The 17597-nt window shown below is 69.9% G+C and carries 18 protein-coding genes; 15 read left to right on the top strand and 3 right to left on the bottom strand.

The features are described 5' to 3' along the window. The first annotated feature begins 155 nt into the window (after nt 1-155). The 6 genes from ACFYXS_RS05140 to ACFYXS_RS05115 all read left to right on the top strand — a co-directional run bounded on the left by ACFYXS_RS05140 (nt 156) and on the right by ACFYXS_RS05115 (nt 5883). Nucleotides 156-902, top strand: coding sequence for a phosphatase PAP2 family protein (locus tag ACFYXS_RS05140; RefSeq protein WP_389244017.1), 747 nt, complete (start codon nt 156-158; stop codon nt 900-902). Continuing rightward, nucleotides 899-1573 (top strand): response regulator transcription factor, encoded by a 675-nt coding sequence (locus tag ACFYXS_RS05135; protein ID WP_389244015.1) that lies wholly within the window; start codon nt 899-901, stop codon nt 1571-1573. The genes ACFYXS_RS05140 and ACFYXS_RS05135 overlap by 4 nt, the downstream gene beginning before the upstream one ends. Further along, complete coding sequence (locus tag ACFYXS_RS05130) at nt 1570-2943, top strand: sensor histidine kinase (RefSeq protein WP_389244013.1); 1374 nt, start codon at nt 1570-1572, stop codon at nt 2941-2943. Before ACFYXS_RS05135 ends, ACFYXS_RS05130 begins: the two co-directional genes overlap by 4 nt. Before the next feature lie 126 nt (nt 2944-3069). After that, nucleotides 3070-3771: a hypothetical protein gene (locus ACFYXS_RS05125; protein WP_389244011.1), complete on the top strand. Its 702-nt coding sequence runs from the start codon at nt 3070-3072 to the stop codon at nt 3769-3771. 85 nt (nt 3772-3856) lie between these two features. Continuing rightward, the gene (locus ACFYXS_RS05120; RefSeq protein WP_389244688.1) at nt 3857-4531 is read left to right on the top strand and encodes a response regulator transcription factor; all 675 of its coding nucleotides are present in this window, start codon (nt 3857-3859) and stop codon (nt 4529-4531) included. Next, nucleotides 4528-5883: an ATP-binding protein gene (locus ACFYXS_RS05115; protein ID WP_389244009.1), complete on the top strand. Its 1356-nt coding sequence runs from the start codon at nt 4528-4530 to the stop codon at nt 5881-5883. The genes ACFYXS_RS05120 and ACFYXS_RS05115 overlap by 4 nt, the downstream gene beginning before the upstream one ends. A 229-nt stretch (nt 5884-6112) precedes the next feature. Here ACFYXS_RS05115 and ACFYXS_RS05110 read toward each other — a convergent pair whose 3' ends face one another. Next, nucleotides 6113-6508: a hypothetical protein gene (locus tag ACFYXS_RS05110; RefSeq protein ID WP_389244007.1), complete on the bottom strand. Its 396-nt coding sequence runs from the start codon at nt 6506-6508 to the stop codon at nt 6113-6115. A gap of 174 nt (nt 6509-6682) precedes the next feature. Between ACFYXS_RS05110 and ACFYXS_RS05105 the strand changes: the two genes are divergently transcribed. Beyond that, the gene (locus ACFYXS_RS05105; protein WP_389244005.1) at nt 6683-7144 is read left to right on the top strand and encodes a pyridoxamine 5'-phosphate oxidase family protein; all 462 of its coding nucleotides are present in this window, start codon (nt 6683-6685) and stop codon (nt 7142-7144) included. A gap of 238 nt (nt 7145-7382) precedes the next feature. Here the strand turns inward: ACFYXS_RS05105 and ACFYXS_RS05100 are convergent, their stop codons facing one another. Next, on the bottom strand, nt 7383-7655 hold the full coding sequence (locus tag ACFYXS_RS05100; RefSeq protein WP_389244003.1) for a hypothetical protein: 273 nt from the start codon (nt 7653-7655) through the stop codon (nt 7383-7385). A gap of 631 nt (nt 7656-8286) precedes the next feature. Between ACFYXS_RS05100 and ACFYXS_RS05095 the strand changes: the two genes are divergently transcribed. Continuing rightward, nucleotides 8287-8625 (top strand): YciI family protein, encoded by a 339-nt coding sequence (locus ACFYXS_RS05095; protein ID WP_389244001.1) that lies wholly within the window; start codon nt 8287-8289, stop codon nt 8623-8625. Between the two features lie 829 nt (nt 8626-9454). Here ACFYXS_RS05095 and ACFYXS_RS05090 read toward each other — a convergent pair. Then, nucleotides 9455-10384, bottom strand: a complete 930-nt coding sequence (locus tag ACFYXS_RS05090) for an alpha/beta hydrolase (RefSeq protein WP_389243999.1) — start codon at nt 10382-10384, stop codon at nt 9455-9457. 233 nt (nt 10385-10617) lie between these two features. Here ACFYXS_RS05090 and ACFYXS_RS05085 point away from each other — a divergent pair, with 233 nt between their 5' ends. The 7 genes from ACFYXS_RS05085 to ACFYXS_RS05055 all read left to right on the top strand — a co-directional run bounded on the left by ACFYXS_RS05085 (nt 10618) and on the right by ACFYXS_RS05055 (nt 17592). After that, nucleotides 10618-11019 (top strand): Imm7 family immunity protein, encoded by a 402-nt coding sequence (locus ACFYXS_RS05085; RefSeq protein ID WP_389243997.1) that lies wholly within the window; start codon nt 10618-10620, stop codon nt 11017-11019. A gap of 324 nt (nt 11020-11343) precedes the next feature. After that, nucleotides 11344-11589, top strand: coding sequence for a hypothetical protein (locus ACFYXS_RS05080; protein ID WP_389243995.1), 246 nt, complete (start codon nt 11344-11346; stop codon nt 11587-11589). Nucleotides 11590-11840: 251 nt separating this feature from the next. Further along, a complete protein-coding gene (locus tag ACFYXS_RS05075) occupies nt 11841-12110 on the top strand; it encodes a hypothetical protein (RefSeq protein ID WP_389243993.1) in 270 nt (89 codons plus the stop codon). Nucleotides 12111-12633: 523 nt separating this feature from the next. Further along, complete coding sequence (locus ACFYXS_RS05070) at nt 12634-12780, top strand: hypothetical protein (protein WP_389243991.1); 147 nt, start codon at nt 12634-12636, stop codon at nt 12778-12780. A 154-nt stretch (nt 12781-12934) separates the two neighbouring features. Beyond that, nucleotides 12935-13558: a hypothetical protein gene (locus tag ACFYXS_RS05065; protein WP_389243989.1), complete on the top strand. Its 624-nt coding sequence runs from the start codon at nt 12935-12937 to the stop codon at nt 13556-13558. Continuing rightward, nucleotides 13555-14559, top strand: a complete 1005-nt coding sequence (locus ACFYXS_RS05060; RefSeq protein ID WP_389243986.1) for a nucleotidyl transferase AbiEii/AbiGii toxin family protein — start codon at nt 13555-13557, stop codon at nt 14557-14559. The genes ACFYXS_RS05065 and ACFYXS_RS05060 overlap by 4 nt, the downstream gene beginning before the upstream one ends. 951 nt (nt 14560-15510) lie before the next feature. Continuing rightward, a complete protein-coding gene (locus tag ACFYXS_RS05055) occupies nt 15511-17592 on the top strand; it encodes an NPCBM/NEW2 domain-containing protein (RefSeq protein ID WP_389243984.1) in 2082 nt (693 codons plus the stop codon). The last annotated feature ends 5 nt before the right edge of the window (nt 17593-17597 follow it).

Here is a 17597-nt window from a genome sequence, read left to right as displayed (position 1 = left end):
TGCGGATCGGCGGGCGGCACGTTCGCCCGAGCCCTTCGTCTACAGTGCTGTAGACGATCCATGGAGGTGCGGATGTCCGATGTCGCGAGTGACGGAAGGGACGGCCCGATGATCCGAGTGCGGCCGCGCGTTCGCCGGCGGTGGACCGGCCCGTCGTGAGCGGCACGACCACCGCCCCCACAACAACGCCTGCCCGGCGTCGAATCCGCGGCCCGGCGGGCATGGTGGGACTGGCGGCTCTCGTCGGCTTCGCGATCCTCACCACCCTGGTCGTGAGCCGCGACGGTGCCCCGTTCGCGATCGACGACACGCTGCTCACGTGGTCGACCGGGCACCGCCCGGGTGCCGCCGTGTCGTTGGCGGGTCTGGTGACGGCCACGGGCACGGGTCCGATCGCCTATGCCCTGGCCGCACTGGCCGGGGTCATCGCCGGGCGTACGGCGCGGCAGCGCGCGGTGGCCGCCGCTGCGGCGCTGCTGTGCCTGGCCGCAGGCCAAGGTGTGCGGTACGCGGTGCGGGATGTCGCGGCGCGGCCGCGACCGGACGTCCGGGACTGGGCCACCCACGCCTCCGGCTATGCCTTCCCTTCCGGGCACACCGCCACCTCGGCCGTGATCGCCGGGCTCCTGATCACCGCCGTACTGACACGGCGTTCACGCGGCCGCGCGTACTTCGCCGCAACGGCCGCGTGCTGGGCGGCGGCAGTCGGCCTGAGCCGCGTCTACCTCGGAGTCCACTGGTTCAGTGATGTCATCGGGGGCTGGCTCTTCGCGGCGTCCTGGCTCGCGTTGTGCCTGTGCCTCGCGGCACGGTGGCTCCCCCGCCCGGCAGCGGCCGGCCCGCCCGCGCCCCAGCCTCAGCCCCAGGCCCAGGAGCACGGCCGGGCGGACGAGGGTCGGTGAGGCGTACGGGCCTGCGGAGGATCCTGGTCGTCGAGGACGACGCGGCACTGCGTGACGTACTGCTGCGCTCGCTGCGCGACGAGGACTTCGATCCGCTCCCCGCGCGGGACGGCGCCACCGCACTGCGACTGGTCGCCGGCACCGTCGACGCGGTGATCCTGGACGTCGGCCTGCCCGACGCGGACGGACGTGACGTGTGCCAGGCCATGCGCGCCGGCGGATACCTCGCGCCCGTCCTCTTCCTGACCGCCCAGCACCAACTCACCGATCGCCTCAGCGGATTCTCCGCCGGGGGCGACGACTACCTGACCAAGCCCTTCCACCTGGCGGAACTCACCGCCCGGCTCCGCGCCGCGCTGCGGAGGTCCGGCCCGCCCGCGTCGGCATCGACCGGCGATGTGGTGCTGGACCCCACGACCTACCGCTTCACCGTGCGGGAGGCCGAGACGGCCCTGACGCCCACGGAGTTCCGTCTGCTGGCGGCGCTGATGGCCGCGTCCGGCGGCATCGTGCGCAGGAAGGACCTGGTCCTGGCCGGCTGGCCCGCGGGAGCCCACGTCAGCGACAACACCCTCGACCAGTACCTGACCCGACTGCGGCGCAAACTGCGCGAGGCGGGAAGCACGTCGACCATCGGCACCGCCCGCGGCCTCGGACACCGCCTGTCATGACGGCCGTACCCCGCCGCCTGCTGCCGCGCACCCTGCGCGGCCGGCTGTCGCTGGTCGCGCTCGCGACGGCGGCACTGCTGATGGTCGTCCTCACCGCGGTGTTCAACGCCATCGCCAGGATCCACCTGGAGCAGCAGGCGGACACTGAGCTCCGCACCCGCGCGGATGCCGTCGTCGCCACCGTCGACACCCGCCGCGTGCCGGTACGGGTGGTGGAGATGCCGGACGACGCGCTGTTCGACACCAACGTGTGGATCTACGCCGGCACCCGGCTGGTCGAACACCCCGCCTCCGCCCCGGCGGACGGCCGGCTCACTCGCACCGCCGCACGCGTCGCCGCACAACCCGGCCGCCACTGCGTCACGCTCGCCGGCAACGACCCGATCCGGCTGTGCTCCGTACCCACCGCAGACCCCGCAACCCGCACCGGACCACCCACCGCCGTCGTGGTCGCCGCACTCCATCTGTCGCCGTACCAGGCATCGGCCGACACCCTGCTGACCGCCTCCCTGGCCCTGGACGGCGCCGTCCTGGTCTGCACGTACGCCCTCACCCGGCTCGCTGTCGGGCGCGCCCTGCGCCCGGTGCGGGAGATGACCGACCAGGCCGCGCAATGGAGTGCGATCGCCTCGCGGACGCGCTTCGGCAACCTGGACAGCCCCACCGAACTCGCGCGTCTCGGGGTGTCCCTGGACGCACTGCTCGACCGCATACGCGCCGTGCTGCGCCACGAGCGGCAGCTCACCGGGGAGTTGTCCCACGAACTGCGCAACCCCCTCGCCCGGATCACCGCGGAACTGGACTGGCTGACGGCGCGTCCGCGCTCCGCTCCCGACACGCGTACCGCCCACACGGCCATCGCCGACGCCGCCCGCTCCATGCGCACCATCTGCGACACCCTGCTGAACGACGCCCGCGGCTCCGCGCACACGGCTCCAGGGACAACCGCCGTCCCGCCCGTACTGCGCCGACTGGTCGACGAGCGAGCGGCCACCTCCGCCACCCTCCTGACCGTCTCCGGACAGGACACCGTGGTGGCCGGCGTCCCGGAGGCCCTCCTGGAACGCATGGTCGGCCCCCTGGTGGACAACGCGCTGCGGCACGCCAGCACGCAGGTCGTCCTGCACACCCTCAGGGACGGCGCCGGTGTGCGGGTGGACGTGCTCGACGACGGACCTGGCGTGCCGGGCTCCTTCGTCGCGTCCCTGTTCCAGCCGGGTCGGCGCGCCGATCCGGACGACGGGCACGAAGGGGCCGGTCTCGGCCTGCCGCTCGCGCGGCGACTGGCCCGCTCCGCCGGCGGCGACGTCCGGTACGAGCCCCGGCACCCGTCGGGCGCGCGCTTCACGATCACCCTGCCCGCGGGATGACGCGGTGGCCGAGGATCTCTAAGGCCGGCCTAAGGTTCCATGAGAGTTCCCTTGAGTTCCGGGTGGTCTTCTCACTCGTGGGCGGCGGCATTCGCCGGCCGTCCACCGGTGCGAAGGAGAACAGACATGGACAGGAAGGCGCGTTGGACTGCCGCGGCGGTCGCCGCGACCACGGTGGTCTGTATGGCGGGGACGGCGGCCGCGTCCGCCGGCCCGTCGCCGGACGTGGCGAAGGCCAGGGCGATCGCGGCGGCCAAGGGCAAGCCGGCGGAGGACCGGGCCAAGGTCACCCAGTCCCTGGCGAAGGTGGTGGCCGCGCAGCTGGGGGTGAGTCTGTCGTCCGCGCGGGAGGCCGTGAACGAACTGTTCACCTTGGCCGACCGGCCGCACGGCGTCGACCCGGACAGCGCGGAATTCGTCGCCATCGCAGGCCAACTGGGGGTCAGTCCGGCCCGGTTCGACAAGGCGCTGGCGGCGGCCAAGCAGGCCTTGGGCAAGCAGGTCGCGGTGAAGAAGGGCGAGCACGACGACAAGGGCAAGCCGGGTGACGGCAAACCCGTCATCAAGCACACAGGACCGGACGACGCCGCGGCCATGACCTCACTCGCGAAGGCCGTCGCCGCCCACCTGGGCGTCGGCACCGCTCCTGCGGAACACGCGGTGAAGGAGCTCTTCACGCTGGCCGACCGGCCGAACGGCGTCAATCCGCACAGTGCGGAATTCGCGGCCGTCGCGAGGGAACTGGGTGTCGGTCCGGCCCGGTTCGAGAAGGCCCTGTCAGCGGCCAAGCAGGGTCTGGCCGACGACGGGCGGTCCTCGAAGGGCTGAACCCGCGGGGCGGTCGGCCCCGGGACCCTTCCCGGGCCGACCGCCCTTATCCGCCGTTGACCTCGTGGACAGGACGATGGCAACCATGCGTGTGCTGGTGGTGGACGATGACGACGCGGTACGCCTCGCGCTCTCCCGGGCGCTGACCCGGGACGGCCACGAGGTGACCGAGGCGGCCGACGGAACAGCGGCTCTGGAGGCCCTCGGCGGCGGGCGGCCCGATGCCGTCATCCTCGACGTGCTGATGCCGGAGCCCAACGGCCTCGAGGTGTGCCGCCGGGTCAGGGCCAAGGGCGACCGCGTGCCGATCCTCATGCTCACGGCCAGGGACCTCGTCGAGGACCGGGTGGCCGGCCTGGACGCGGGCGCCGACGACTACCTGGTCAAACCGTTCGCCCTGGACGAGCTCCGGGCCCGCGTACGCGCGTTGCTGCGGCGCGCCGGCGCCGCGCACGAGGAGATCATCCGTTTCGCCGACCTGGAGCTGGACGTCGCGGCCTGCCAGGCGCGACGCGGCGGACGCACGCTCGATCTGACCCGCACCGAGTACGCGCTGCTGGAGCTGTTCCTGCGCAACCCGCGGCGCGTGCTCGGCCGGTCCCTGATCTTCGAGTCGGTGTGGGGATACGACTTCGGACCGTCCTCCAACGCGCTGTGGGTCTACATCAGTTACCTGCGCGCCAAGCTGGAGTCCGGTGGCGAGCCCCGGCTGGTCCAGACCGTGCGCGGGCTCGGCTACGTGCTGCGGGAGGAGCCGTGACCCTGGGGAACCGGGTGGCCCTCGCCGGCGGCACCGTGGTCTTCGCGGCGCTCCTGCTGGCATCGCTGATCATCTACCCGTCGCTGAGCGCCGGTCTGCACCGGCAGCACGACGACGTCCTGGTCACCGCCGCCGACCAGGACGCCTCCAAGTTGCTGAAGGAGTTCACGTTCAAGCTGGAGCAGATGGAACGGGAGGGAGCGCGGCTGACGGTACCCACCTCGCCGGTCACCGTCGGCTCCACGCAGTTGCAGTTCATGGTCCCGCCGGTCGAGGCCGGTCCCGGCGGCGGCTTCATCCCGGTCACCGAACGGGACGTCCAGGTGTCCCGCGGCAGAGCCCCGGCGTACTTCCAGGACGCCGAGTACAAAGGGGTGTCGTACCGGGTGTACACGGCGCCTTTGACCGGCATGAAGGGTGCGGTCGTCCGGGCGGCGATACCGCAGTCCGTGGTGCGCTCCACTCTGCGCCCCCTCGCCGCCCTGCTCGCCGCGATCACGGCCGGCGGCATCGTGCTGGCGGCCCTCGGCGCGCGGCTCGTGGCAGGCCGGGTGCTCCGCCCGGTGCGGCGGCTCACCGAGACGGTCGAGCACGTGACGGCGACCAAGGACCTCACCGCCTCCATCGACGTCCGGGGACCCGACGAGATCGCTCGGCTGGCGCGCTCCTTCGCCGCGATGATGGCAGCGGTGGAAGAGTCCGTACAGGCCCAGCACCGGCTGGTCGCCGACGCCTCGCACGAGCTGCGCACCCCGCTGACCAGCATCACCACCAATCTGGAACTGCTCGGTGACGGCGCCGGCGTGGCGGACCCCCAGGCCCCCGCCCTGGTCGAGGAGGCCCGCACCCAGGCCGAGGAACTCCGGGACCTCGTCAACAACCTGGTGGACCTCGCCCGGTTCGGCCGGCAGCGCACCCACACCGAGGACACCCGCCTGGACCTCCTGGCCGAACGGGTGGTGTCCCGGACCGCCCGGCGCAGCCCGCGGGTATCACTGCACACCGAACTCACCGAATGCCTCGTCCACGCCGACCCGGACGCGCTGGAGCGGGCCGTGGGCAACCTCGTGGACAACGCGGTCAAATGGAGCCCGGACGGAGGCCGTGTGGTGGTCCGGGTGTCCTCCGAGGGCACCCTCACGGTCACCGACGAGGGCCCGGGCATCCCGGCGGACGACCTGCCCTTCGTCTTCGACCGCTTCTACCGCTCACCGGCCGCCCGTTCCCTCCCCGGCTCCGGCCTCGGGCTCGCGATCGTCAAGCAAGTCGCCGACACCCACGGCGGCACCGTCACCGCCGAGCCTCTGGCCCCCGGCCTCCGCATGCGCCTGTCCCTCCCGGCCGCGCCCTGACCGCGCACGGGGCGGCCGGACCCGCACCCGGTTGCGTTCGGATCGTCGCCTTCCTGCTCGGCGCGCTCACCCTTTGAGGTGGCGGAAGGCCCAGTCCCGGTCGCGGGGCGTCGGCTCGGTCTGCCAACTCCAATGGGGAGGCCGGCGCACCACATCCCGAAATACTGGTCGCCTGGCCGTCGATCGGCAGGACGGTTCGGAGCGTCGAAGATCGGCGCGCTCCTCCCGGTCAGTCTCCTGGACCCGCAGGCTTGAAGAGCTCTACGGCGGCACCCTCGATTGCGATGGCCGTAAAGCCAACGTCCGTTCCCGAGGTGTGGACTTCACCTTGCTCCCATCGGACTCCTGCACCAGCAGCAATGGGGACGCGCTCCCCGTCCGGGCCCGCGATCCAGCCTTCGCCCGCGGTGACGAGGAACATCTGGGGCACCGGGGCGGGATGCGTGCCGATGATGCCTCGTGGCTCCACGCCCAGGCAGGTGACGTGAATCGATCCTTCACCAGTGGCGATGCGGGTCGCGTGGAGGCTGGCTACCGTGCCCGGTGACAACCCACTCGTCACGCTCGAATCGAAAGACCTCCACGCCGCCCCCTCGTCTTCGACGCCAAGGGCAATGATCGTCATCTCAGTCAGGTTCGCCGTCTGACCTGCCATGCAAGAGGACTGCTGGACGATCGTAGCGTGGGAGGGAGGACTCCAACCGGCAAGCAGCGCCGGAGCTGAAGGGCTCATCGGTCTCCGGCAGTAGGTCCTGCGCCTCAGGCGCGCTTCGCGGCTGCTTGGCTAGGGTCGATCCCCATGGAGACCACAGGAATCGTTCGCCGTCAGACGGCGGACCGTGTGCGCGACACTCTGGAGCGGCTCGCCACCGAGCGAGATGTGTGGGTGTCGACGGCCCACCCCGATCACGGGCCGCACCAGCTGCCGCTGTGGTTCTCGTGGGATGGGCGAGCAGTGTGGATGTGCACCAGCGCCGCTTCCGTGACTGCGCGAAACGTCCGCAAGGAGCCGCGCGTGCGCCTGGCGCTCCCGGACACCTTCGACGTGGTGCTTCTCCAGGGCGAGGCGGAGTGCTTCCCGGACCAGGAGGTGCCCGAAGGCGCTGCCGAGGCGTTCGCCGACAAGTTCGGGTGGGATCCGCGCGAGGAAGAGGGTTCCTTCCTGTATGTACGCGTGGTCCCGAGGACTGTGCGCGCTTGGCGCGGCGAGCCGGAACTACGCGGGAGAGTCATCATGCGCGACGGGACGTGGCTCGAATAACGGATCCGACGCGCCTCTCACTGATCACGCCGCTGGAGGACTGACCGCTACATCCGCGATGACTTCCAGCAGTGCGCGGATGGAGTGCTGAGCTTGGAGGGCGACATCGTCACAGGAACCACGGATGGTCACGAGCTCTTGGGAGCTGGATTTGACGTGCCGGCCGAAGTCGAGGCTGCGGGCAGGTGGTTGCAAAGCGCGGCGGTGATCGGCCCTGCTCCACACCGTTCAGGGCTCGTCAGGTCACCGGACAGGCGCATGCGAGCAACGGCCCGGCCGCTTTGCTCCATGACTCGCCCCGGCCGAGAGCCGTTGCGCCGTCGCTGCGCAGGGACTCGACTACGGGGACAAGGAAGTCCGTAGGCCAGTGCCGTGCAGCTTCCGGCGTCAAGCCGATCGCGTCGACTGCGGCGCGCACCCTGTCTTCGAGGACGGCCGCGCCCTGATCCAGGTCGGTTCCCGTCCACGCATCGACATGTTGGGCTATCAGAGCCCAAGAGATCCCGATCATGCGTCGGATCGTATGGCAACGTGCTGACAGTTGTGAGGAACCGCAAGGGTGGGATGCCGACGTCCGCGTGGTTGTTCCCTCGGCGCGGGCCCGGACAGTCCGAGGTCGGCACGCCTCCTTGTCTTCGTGAGCAGGGCGAACGCCGCTTGATTCGCACCTGCGAGTCGCCTCACCACAGGTGCAGGAAGCTCCGGACGTCGTCATAACCGTGGAGAGCCCGGACTCCACGTCCGACGGGTCTGCCTCAGCACCCGCCGCCGGCGACTGCGGCAGCCTGAGAGCCTCATCGCCGATGTGCGGGAAGCGTCGAGCGATGTGTCCCAGGCACAGGCCGCCCATCCCGAGCAAGGGGCCACCCGGTACAGCCCGGGCTCCGACCTCCATGCATCAGAGTCGACGAACTCCCGACCAAGGCTCTCGCCGCCTTCGCCCTTGCCGAACGCTCCCGCAGGGCCCGATCCAAACACCTCGACCACCACGACCACTCACCCCCGCACGACAGGACGTGGCCGGCAAGACCGGGCGATTGCCGCCTGATGCCGCGCGAGGACGGGCCGTATCGAGTCTTCAGGGCGCCGAACGTCATAGGGTGAGCTGCGCCGAAGGAGGCCAACGACCAAGGGAGCCATCCATGACGCGGTACCTGATCTCGTTCGATGACGGCGCGATGGCCTTCCCCGAGGAGGAGTTGCCCGCAGTGGCCGAGGCCTCGCACGAGGTGGTGCGCAAGGCTCAGGAGGCCGGTGTGTGGGTCTTCGGCGGTGGACTGCAAACGCAGCAGGCGAACATCGTGGCCACCGACGGAACCGTCACCAAGGGCCCGTACCCGGAGACCAAGGCGGTGCTCGGCGGGTTCTCGATCATCGACGTGCCCTCACGTGAGGACGCGCTCGAGTGGGCTGCCAAGATCGCTGCCGCGTGCCGCTGTGCGCAAGAGGTCCGGGAGATCATGGACGACCCGGCCGTCTGATCGAAGACGACCCGCCGGGGCCGGAAACTGGTTCGGCAGTGGTCCGCAGTCCTCCCACGCGGGACCGCGTCGGTACGTCGACGGGATCTGGCCCCGCGTCCGCGCCAGGGTCCCCGTGGCGAGACGTACCGAACGGCATGGTCCATTGTCGAGCCGGGATCGGGTGTTCCGCTGCTACCAGCGGGCCGACGTCTGGGAGCTCTGCGACACCCGGGGAGCATCAACGAACGGCTCCCCCCAAACCCAGAGCGCGGTCCGATTCCCGTCATCCGCTCCACAAGACAACCCCAGGCGAACAGCCGGGCGGAGGGGCAGGAAGCCGGTCAACTCGGTCTGGCCGAGTCGACAACACCGACAGCCGACCTTCCCGACTGTTCCGCACGGGCTACCGTGATGACCAGGGCACGCGCTTCGGCCGGCCGGCCGATCGGACATCGACAAGATCGAAGCCATCCTCGTGGCGCACGAGATGTTTGACCTGACCCAGGCCGGAGTCCCGGACAAGCCCGGGCTCGGCAAGCCACTCCTTCGGCGGGGCCGATATCGCGGTACCCGGGGCGGCGGAAGAGGCAGCGCTGAGCGGCAATGCGATCGGTCCGCCGAAGGCCGGCCAAGTCCGTGCCCGATGTGTGCCCAATCGGGGGTGAGCCACGGTCGAATGGAGTCACTGTTGAGCGCCACGTCATGGCCCTCAATACGTAGCTGGTCAAAGGCATTGCGGCAGTCGCCTGCACGGTGATTTCCAAGCGGAGTCGCTGGGTGTCCAGTTGGCACCCCAATGAAACAGCCGGAGGCGTCGGCGATCGAGACAGTGCCTGGCTGTCAGGCGTCATGGATCGTCCGAGTTGATGAAGGCGAACGCACGCCTCACGGTGGAAAGACAGTTCCCGGGGTACTCGTGGCCGTGACCCGGCAGGACTTCGAGTCCGCACGGAATCCCGTGTGATGTCAGAAAGTCGGCGAGCCGGGTCATCTTCTCGCGCCGCACGCCATCGTCGTCGTTCGCGCCAACCATGAGGTAGCCACGAAGTGGCAGGCCGCTTTGACGCCTCTTCTCGATGAACGGCAACCAGGACGCGGGGTCGGCAGTACGCGGGCCGGCCATCCCGAGCAGGACGAATCCACGTGCCGGAACGGTCCCGCCCAGCGCCATACGCAAGGCGGTTTCGGCACCCATCGAGAATCCAGCGATGATCAGGTGACCCACGTCCAACGCGTACTCGGCCGTCAGCGTCGCATACTGCTCGCGGACATCGCGCAAGGCCTTGTCTTCGTCGTCCCAGACAGCGCGGCCCCGGGCGATCCACTGGGACGACTGGACTGCCACGAGCAACCGGCCTTCGTGCACGACCTCCCGCCAACCGCTCAGGGACTCCCGGGTGTTCCCGCCGTTGCCGTGGAAAGCGACAACAGCGCGGTACGGTTCCGGCCCAAGCTGCTCCCCCACGACCGAGCACCGCGCCGCCGCAGAGGCAGCGCGCTGCCGGGCGAGACTCTCACGTGCCACATCCTCGAAGCCGGCCGTGCCCTGCAACGGCCCCCACGACGGTGATCGACGCAGGAAGACTTCCCCGTACCAGTGCCCCCGTGCCAAGGCCTCCCGGATGAGGGTCACGGCGAGGTCAGCCCTGCCCATCCGTGCGGCTGCACAGGACCGCAGGTAGTAGACGTCCGATTCGTCATCGGGGAACTGCGGCCCCTCCTCAGTGATCAGGTTGTATGCCTCAGCGTGCCGCTGCTGGCCCGTCAGATCCTTCACACGCTCCTGCAACCCGCGGAATCCAAGTGGCGTCATCCCACTCCCCCTTGAGTCGTGCGCCGCTGCCATGGGCCTGGTGGCCGTCGCCGAGTCGGTGCCGTACATCGTGATGGGCACCCTCGGCCGCCGGCTGATGGATCGCTTCGCGTCGCTTCGCGCGCTGGCCGCGGTCGACGCCGCTCGGATCGGACTGGTCGCGCTACTGCCGCTTGCGCGGGCCGTACGCTGCGGTCATGTTCGAGTATCACGGGTGGATCAGCGTTCAAGAGCGTCCCCACGCAAACGATGACGACGGCAGCAGTGCTCGTCTGGGCGAGATCGTCGAAGGCATCCAGGCCCGCATCCGCGAGATCGACAGCCCCTACCTCCTCGATCTGCGATGGATGAACGGAGAGCCCTTTCTACACCTCGGGGGCTTCCCCAACCACCGCGACGAGGACGTCGTCAGCCTCTTCGCCGAAGTGGGTGAGCGGGCGCCAGGTTCCTACGGTGTACTGCACATTCGTGACGACGAAGACCTCGGGCACGAGAACGAGGTCGTCGTCATCAGGATGGTCCGCGGCACGGTGACGGAGTACACGGAGCCGTTCTTGTCTCCATGTATTCCTGCCCTGGAGGATCCTTTCCAGGGATGAGAGCTGAGCACCCGTCGCCGAACCAAACGAAGCGGACCCCAAGCCGCCGGAACACGCCACACACGTGCCAGTTGGGGCAGGGGCCCGCGGGGAGTCACAGGGAGTCCCGAGCTTCCGAACCCGACTGGATGAAGCCGTGACCTCAGTCCGCAGCGACATCCACGACAGGCGTACCTCCGGTGATCGAGGATGCTGCCGACTACGCTCGCCGGCAGCGGAGTACAGCAACCGGGCAGACCACAGCCGGGGCAAAGATCCGCGAAGCCCAACGACGACAACGACGGAGAACCCATGCCCAGACCGGCCCGCCGCAGAGCCACGGCCTTGTATGCGACAGCCACGACCTGTGCCGTTATCGGCGCACTGCTGTGGGTGCGCAGCCAGGGCGGCACGCCCCCCAGTCTCGCCACCCGCTCTTACACGGACTTCCTGGCGGCCGACGGATACAGCCCATCGGACTGGCGGGTGTGGTCACCGGGGGTGCCGGAAGACCGTCTCGGCCTGTACCTCCTCGCGGCCGGGCTTGTTCTGGCGCTGGTCGCGCGCCTGGTCTCCGCACGGCGTGACTGAACGGTACCGGGGCGATCGGGCCGACCACGGGGAATGGGCGTGGCGTCAGCGACCGGCTGACGCACCCCGCAGACCTCGGCAACCGTCGTACCCGCACTGCGCATCGAGGAGGCCAACGGTTGCGGTGTGCCGGAAAGGCATGGCGCCGGTTCCCCCTGATCAGCCAAGCTGGGGCTGACAGGGAGGGGCTTGCCGCACTACGCTGGCTCGCTGTCGAGCGGACGGCCGGTCACCAAGTGGGGTCGAACCGTTTGATCGACGCAGGCCTCGAAGCCCTTCTGGCTGGCGTGGAGTGTCCTTCTCTCGCTTTGCTGGCCGGCCTGCGGAAACGCGAGGAGCCGGACGCGCCGGAGCTGTTCGCACAGGTCCTTGAGGAGCTCGGCCTTGTTCCCGGCTTGCCGACTGACAGTGGTCAGGCCCTGTTGGAGATGGCCCGTTCGTGGGCGATTCTCATCGTCCACGGGAAGCTGGACCCAGTCGAGGGCGCCGACATGATCTGGTGGCGCGCAAGTACGGAGTAGGACCACCCCGAACTGCTGCAAGGCATCGTTGCCGGAGCCATGGTCGCTTGCGACATGAACCCGAATGGGTCGATCACCACGGAACAGATCAAGAGCGACATCGTGCGGGCTGCCCGCGTGTTCCTGCTCACCACCGAACCTCCCCGCCGCCAGACCTGATGACCCACGCGTCGCGTGGCACAGTCGTGCCACCTGGGGCGGAGAATCACGGGAGCCACTGAAACCCATGACACCCGCTCAGGCCTACCGAGGCATCGCTCGTGCCAGCGAAAACGCAGGGCTCGGATGTCAGGCACGACCCGGGGCGAACCGCAGCCGGGGGGGCTCCGCGGACCTTCCAGGTCGGCGCGGACCGATCGCTAGGGTGCGGAGGGTGCGAAGTAACAGGTCAGGGAACCATTGCCCGGTTTGCGAGTTCGACGTGGGGTATCCGCCCTGGGGCGAAAGCGGAGACGTCGCGACCTTCGGCATCTGTGAGTGCTGCGGGATCGAGTTCGGGTACGAGGACTCAACGGACACGGGGGTGTCCAGGGCTCGTGACGACTGGATTGCCCAGGGGTACCCCTGGAAGGGCGACGCCAGGGACAAGCCGGCCTACTGGGATCCGGAGAAGCAACTGCGGGAGTCGCTGCCGCTCACGCGGCCCGTGCGCGACCATGGCCCCAAGTGAGAGCCAGGCTCTCGTTCGTGTTCTCAGGGGTGGGGCCGGGCGGAAGCTGATCCTCCGGCGGATCGTGTGCGCCTCGCGAGTTCCGGAGCACCGCCTGGCCCGCTCCCAAGAAACGCGGATGCCGCGCAGGGCGGCCGTCTGACAGGATCCGCGGGTGTCCGCTTCCCTGTACGAATCGCATGTGACGGTCCGTTGTGCCGGCCCCGACGAGTCGGTGCGGCTGCGCCGGTGGGCGGCCTCGGCTGGCCTGAAGCTGACGCACATCGTGCTGGCGCGCGGCCGGATGTGCGAGCAGCCCATGCTCACACTGTCCGGTTCCGCCTCGTACGTCGAGGAGACCGCGCGCGTGCGGGACGTCGTGGCGAGGCTTCGGAGGGACGGCTTCGAGCCGGTACGGGTGAAGACCGAGTCCACACCGTGGGCCGCAGAGGTACCGGCACGGCTCGGCGCGGACGACGAACGGTACTTCGAGCACCACGTGAAGCTGCTGCTCGACGCGGACACGGACCTGGCCGCGCTCGCGGCCCGGGTGGTGCCGCACGGCGCCCATCTGTCGTGGAACGCCGCGCGGGTGCGGGCCGGCGCGGGGCACGAGCGGTTCGTGACGCAGCGGTGCCGCGGGGTGGGCGCCGACGGGGCGGGGCGGGCGCTGGAGCGTTTGCTGACGGAGTTGGACGGGCTCGTGGTGCTGGGCGTGGAGCGGGAGTTCGTGCTCCACGACAGTGACCTGTCCGTGGACGACGGTTGGATCGAGGAGCCCGTGGGGGTACGGACATGAGTGGATCGGCGTGGGACGGGTTCGGCTGGCAGAGCATCGAGCTGCCCCGCGAGCCCCTGGACGAGGCCACCCGCGAGGCAGAGGACCTGCCGAAGACGCTGCAGCTGCAGTGGGTGCCGGGGGACGACGTGGTGCAGCGTCCCGTCTTCGACCCGTCGCTGAAGCACCACCAGAACGCCTACCGCGCGACCGACCCGCGGTTCGGGGATCCGGCACGAGGCGAGGCGTGGCGGGCAGCCCGGCGCCGGGCCCTGCACCTGGTGCTGGACGCGATCGCCACGTCGCAGTACGTGGACACGCTGATGCTCAGGGGCAGCGTGCTGATGTCGGTGTGGTTCCCGGAGGCGGCTCGCGAGCCCGGTGACCTGGACTTCGTCGTCGTCCCTCACACCTGGCGGATCGACGACGGCCGCACCGACCGGATGCTGCGCGGCATCGCGGAGGCGGCTCAGACGCTGGCCGACGCGCGCGGCCGTGAGATCGGGATCTCGGCGCGGGGCGCGGTGGTCGAGGACATCTGGACCTACGACCGCGTTCCGGGCTGCCGCATGGTGCTGCCGTGGGGATCGCCCGGGCTGCCGGGCGGCCATGTCCAGCTCGACTTCGTCTTCAACGAACGGCTGCCCGAGGCGCCCGAGCCGGCCGAGCTGCCCGGCGGCACGATCGTCCAGGCGGCCACGCCGGAACTGTCCCTGGCCTGGAAGCTGATGTGGCTGCTCAACGACGCGCATCCGCAGGGCAAGGATCTGTACGACGCGGTGCTGCTGGCCGAGCGGCATCCGCTGCGTTACGAGCTGCTGCACGAGGTGTTCCGGCTGTCGGGTGAGTGGCGGTATCCGTACTCCGAGAGAATCCTGCTCGAGGATGTGGCCCAGGCGGTCGGGAATGTGGAGTGGAACCACTTCGTCACCGAGTATCCGCAGTTCAAGGGTGCCGAGCGGGAGTACGCGGACCGGCTGGTGCGCGCCGTGACGGAGACGTTCACGAGGGCCACCGGCTGATCCGGGATCACAGGGGATCACAGGGGATCACAGGGCTTCCCCGTCTCCCCTCGGCGGAAAACCGCGGGCGCGCACCCCGCGGCGCACATGCTGCTGTTCGCGGACCTGGCCAACCCCACCTGCAACGGCCCCTACCAGCGGCTCGGATACCGCCCGGTCACCGATGTCGCCGTGTACGACTTCAGGTGGGCGCGGCGAGAGCCATCACCGGCCGGCACTCCCCCACACCCGGGGGTAGGTCGGCCTGGAGACGGGCTGTCAGACCCGCGACGACGGCGACGGTCCCGCGGAGCGGCGAGTCCGGGACCAGCACTTCTGGCGCCGTGTCACTCATCGAGCCGAATGCAAGCTGACACGCCGTGCGAACTCGGCCGGACGCAATTATGGTCGAAGAGCAGACAGGACTGGCTATCCACTGGAACACGGCCGTCCCTCCCAGGGGCGGCCGTCTTTTTTTGCCCGTGCCGGAGCCCGCCTGATCCCCTCGGCGGTCAGCCGGGCGGGGCGGGAGCGGCGTCGCGGCCAGGGTCGGATCCTGCCGGTCGCCACCCGGAGCCTGCCGCCTGCCGGTCGCCGCACGCGCCCACGGACGCGATCCTGCCGACGAGCCTGGCAGCACCGGCCCTCGGCGCCCTCGAGCTCGCGAGAGGTCCGGCCAGGTCGGACCTCACACATTTCCGCGCGAACCACGCACCTGATACCACATCACGCATTCCCCGACAGGGAGCGGTCCGGGGTACCTCGCGGAGTCCCACCAGTAACTCTTAATTTAGGAATTATTATTGACGCGCACCGGTGAGCCGCTGCAAGATCCTCGCAACACCACCGCAGGCGTGCGGGCATTGAGTGGTCCGGAGACCGACCGCCGCACCCTTGACGAGGGGCGGCACCTCGGGCTCACGACCAGGACGGGTCGGCATGCCTGATCGATCGGACAGCTAAGGATCCGACGTGAAACGACATCTCACCGCCCTCCTCGCCCTCGTGACCGGCTTGCTGGCCGTCTCGGTGCCCGCGGAGGCCAGTCCGGCGGCCCACAAGGTCACCGCCGCGACGCCGGCGTCCCAGCAGGTGCTGAGCCCGACGCCGTACATGGGCTGGAACACCTACTACGCGCTGGGTGGCGATCCGACCGAGGCCGAGATCAAGTCGGTCGCCGACTTCCTGGTCAGCAGCGGCCTGCGGGACGCCGGTTACCAGTACGTCTGGATCGACGGCAACTGGGCCGCGCCGACCCCGCGCAGCGCGGCCGGCGACCTGACTCCCAACCCCGACCAGTTCCCGAACGGGCTGAAGCCGCTGGTCGACTACATCCACGCCAAGGGTCTGAAGGCCGGCATCTACACCGACGCCGGCCCGTACATCCCGGGCAAGTGCGGACTCGGCAGCCACGGCTACTACCAGCGCGACGCCGACCAGTTCGCGGCCTGGCAGTTCGACGCGGTCAAGGCGGACTACCTCTGCGGGATCGCGGCGAACCTCGACCCGAAGACCGTCTACACCGAGTTCGCGCAGGCGCTGCGGAACAACGCCAGCAAGCGCCCCATGATCTTCAACCTCTGCAACCCGGTGACCTCCCCGGACTGGGGCAACTACCCGGAGGAGCAGCAGTCGACGTACTCCTGGAGCTACGCGCCGAAGATCGCGCAGTCCTGGCGGACGTACACGGACGTGGGCTTCGTCGGCGAGATCAAGTACAAGGACGTGCTGCGGAACTACGACGCGAACGCGCGGCACCCCGAGGCCGCCGGACCGGGACACTTCAACGACCCGGACTACCTCGGCCCTGAGCTCGGGATGACGGACGAGGAGTTCCGTACCCAGATGACGCTCTGGTCGGTGGCGGCCGCGCCGCTGATGATCGGCAGCGACGTCCGTCACCTCAGCACGACCTCGCTCGGCATTCTCGAGGACCGCGATGTCGTCGCGATCAACCAGGACTCCGCCGGTGTCCAGGCCGTCCGTGTCGGGCCCGCCGGTACGACGGAGACCTGGGTGAAGCGGCTCGCCAACGGCGACCGTGCCGTGGTGCTGCTGAACCGCGGCGACAGCCCGGCGACCCTGACCACGAAGGCGTCGTCGGTCGGCCTGTCCGGAGATCGGTTCACCCTGAAGAACGCCTGGACCGACAAGGTCACCGAGAGCGCGGGCACGATCAGTGCCGCCGTCCCTGCCCACGGCGCGGCCCTGTTCCGGGTCAGCCGGGCCACGGGCAAGCCCGGCGTTCCGCACGTCGTGGCCGGCCTGCCGCAGGTGACGCAGGTCGGTGACGACGCGGTGCCCGCCGGGACCGCCCCGCTCGTCGCCGGTGGCGACCAGGCCCGGGTCGAGGTCACCGTCCGCAACGACGGTGCGCAGCCGGTCCTCGCACCGCGGGTCGATCTGGCGGTGCCCGCCGGCTGGACAGCCCGTCCGATCGGCAAGGCGCCGATTCTGCTCGCCCCCAACCACTCGGCGACCTTCGCCTTCACCGTGGCCCTGCCGGCCACCGCCGCACCGGGCAACGCCGCGCTGACCGCCACCACGTCGTACGAGGTCATCGGCAAGGGACGACTGCGTCAGGAGACGTCCACTCCGCTGGTCGTCGCTCCGGCGGCGCCGGACGGTGACGTCGCGCTGTCGCACCACCAGTGGATCAGCGCCGGCAGCGGCTGGATGAGCCCGACGGTCGACCAGAGCGTCGGCGGCGGGTCGCCGATCAGCATGCTCGGCCAGGTCCACCCGACCGGCATCGGGGTCGCCTCGCCCTCGACGATCCGCTACTACCTCGGCGACCAGTGCAGCCGGCTGACCGCGAGCGTCGGCATCGACGACGCGGTGCGCAACGTCGGACCGGAGGGCGGCACCTCGACCTTCCAGATCATCGGCGACGGCCGCGTGCTGTTCGACAGCGGCGTGCTCAACCGCGACGACGTCCGCCAGGCCGACGTCGACCTCACCGGCGTCCGGGTCCTCGACCTCGTGGTCGGCGACGGCGGCGACGGCGGCTACAACGACCGCGCCGACTGGGCCGGCCTGAACGCCACCTGCTGACCCCA

The sequence above is a fragment of the Streptomyces sp. NPDC002574 genome, assembly GCF_042889545.1.
Lineage (GTDB): Bacteria > Actinomycetota > Actinomycetes > Streptomycetales > Streptomycetaceae > Actinacidiphila.
Note: the sequence above shows the minus strand (reverse complement) of the source record. Positions and strands in the feature narration are given on the sequence as shown.

Coding starts and splice junctions, on each gene's coding strand:
- ACFYXS_RS05130 (WP_389244013.1), top strand. CDS start 1,570: ATGACGGCCGTACCCCGCCGCCTGCTGCCGCGCACCCTGCGCGGCCGG.
- ACFYXS_RS05125 (WP_389244011.1), top strand. CDS start 3,070: ATGGACAGGAAGGCGCGTTGGACTGCCGCGGCGGTCGCCGCGACCACG.
- ACFYXS_RS05120 (WP_389244688.1), top strand. CDS start 3,857: ATGCGTGTGCTGGTGGTGGACGATGACGACGCGGTACGCCTCGCGCTC.
- ACFYXS_RS05110 (WP_389244007.1), bottom strand. CDS start 6,508: ATGACGATCATTGCCCTTGGCGTCGAAGACGAGGGGGCGGCGTGGAGG.
- ACFYXS_RS05105 (WP_389244005.1), top strand. CDS start 6,683: ATGGAGACCACAGGAATCGTTCGCCGTCAGACGGCGGACCGTGTGCGC.
- ACFYXS_RS05100 (WP_389244003.1), bottom strand. CDS start 7,655: ATGATCGGGATCTCTTGGGCTCTGATAGCCCAACATGTCGATGCGTGG.
- ACFYXS_RS05095 (WP_389244001.1), top strand. CDS start 8,287: ATGACGCGGTACCTGATCTCGTTCGATGACGGCGCGATGGCCTTCCCC.
- ACFYXS_RS05085 (WP_389243997.1), top strand. CDS start 10,618: ATGTTCGAGTATCACGGGTGGATCAGCGTTCAAGAGCGTCCCCACGCA.
- ACFYXS_RS05060 (WP_389243986.1), top strand. CDS start 13,555: ATGAGTGGATCGGCGTGGGACGGGTTCGGCTGGCAGAGCATCGAGCTG.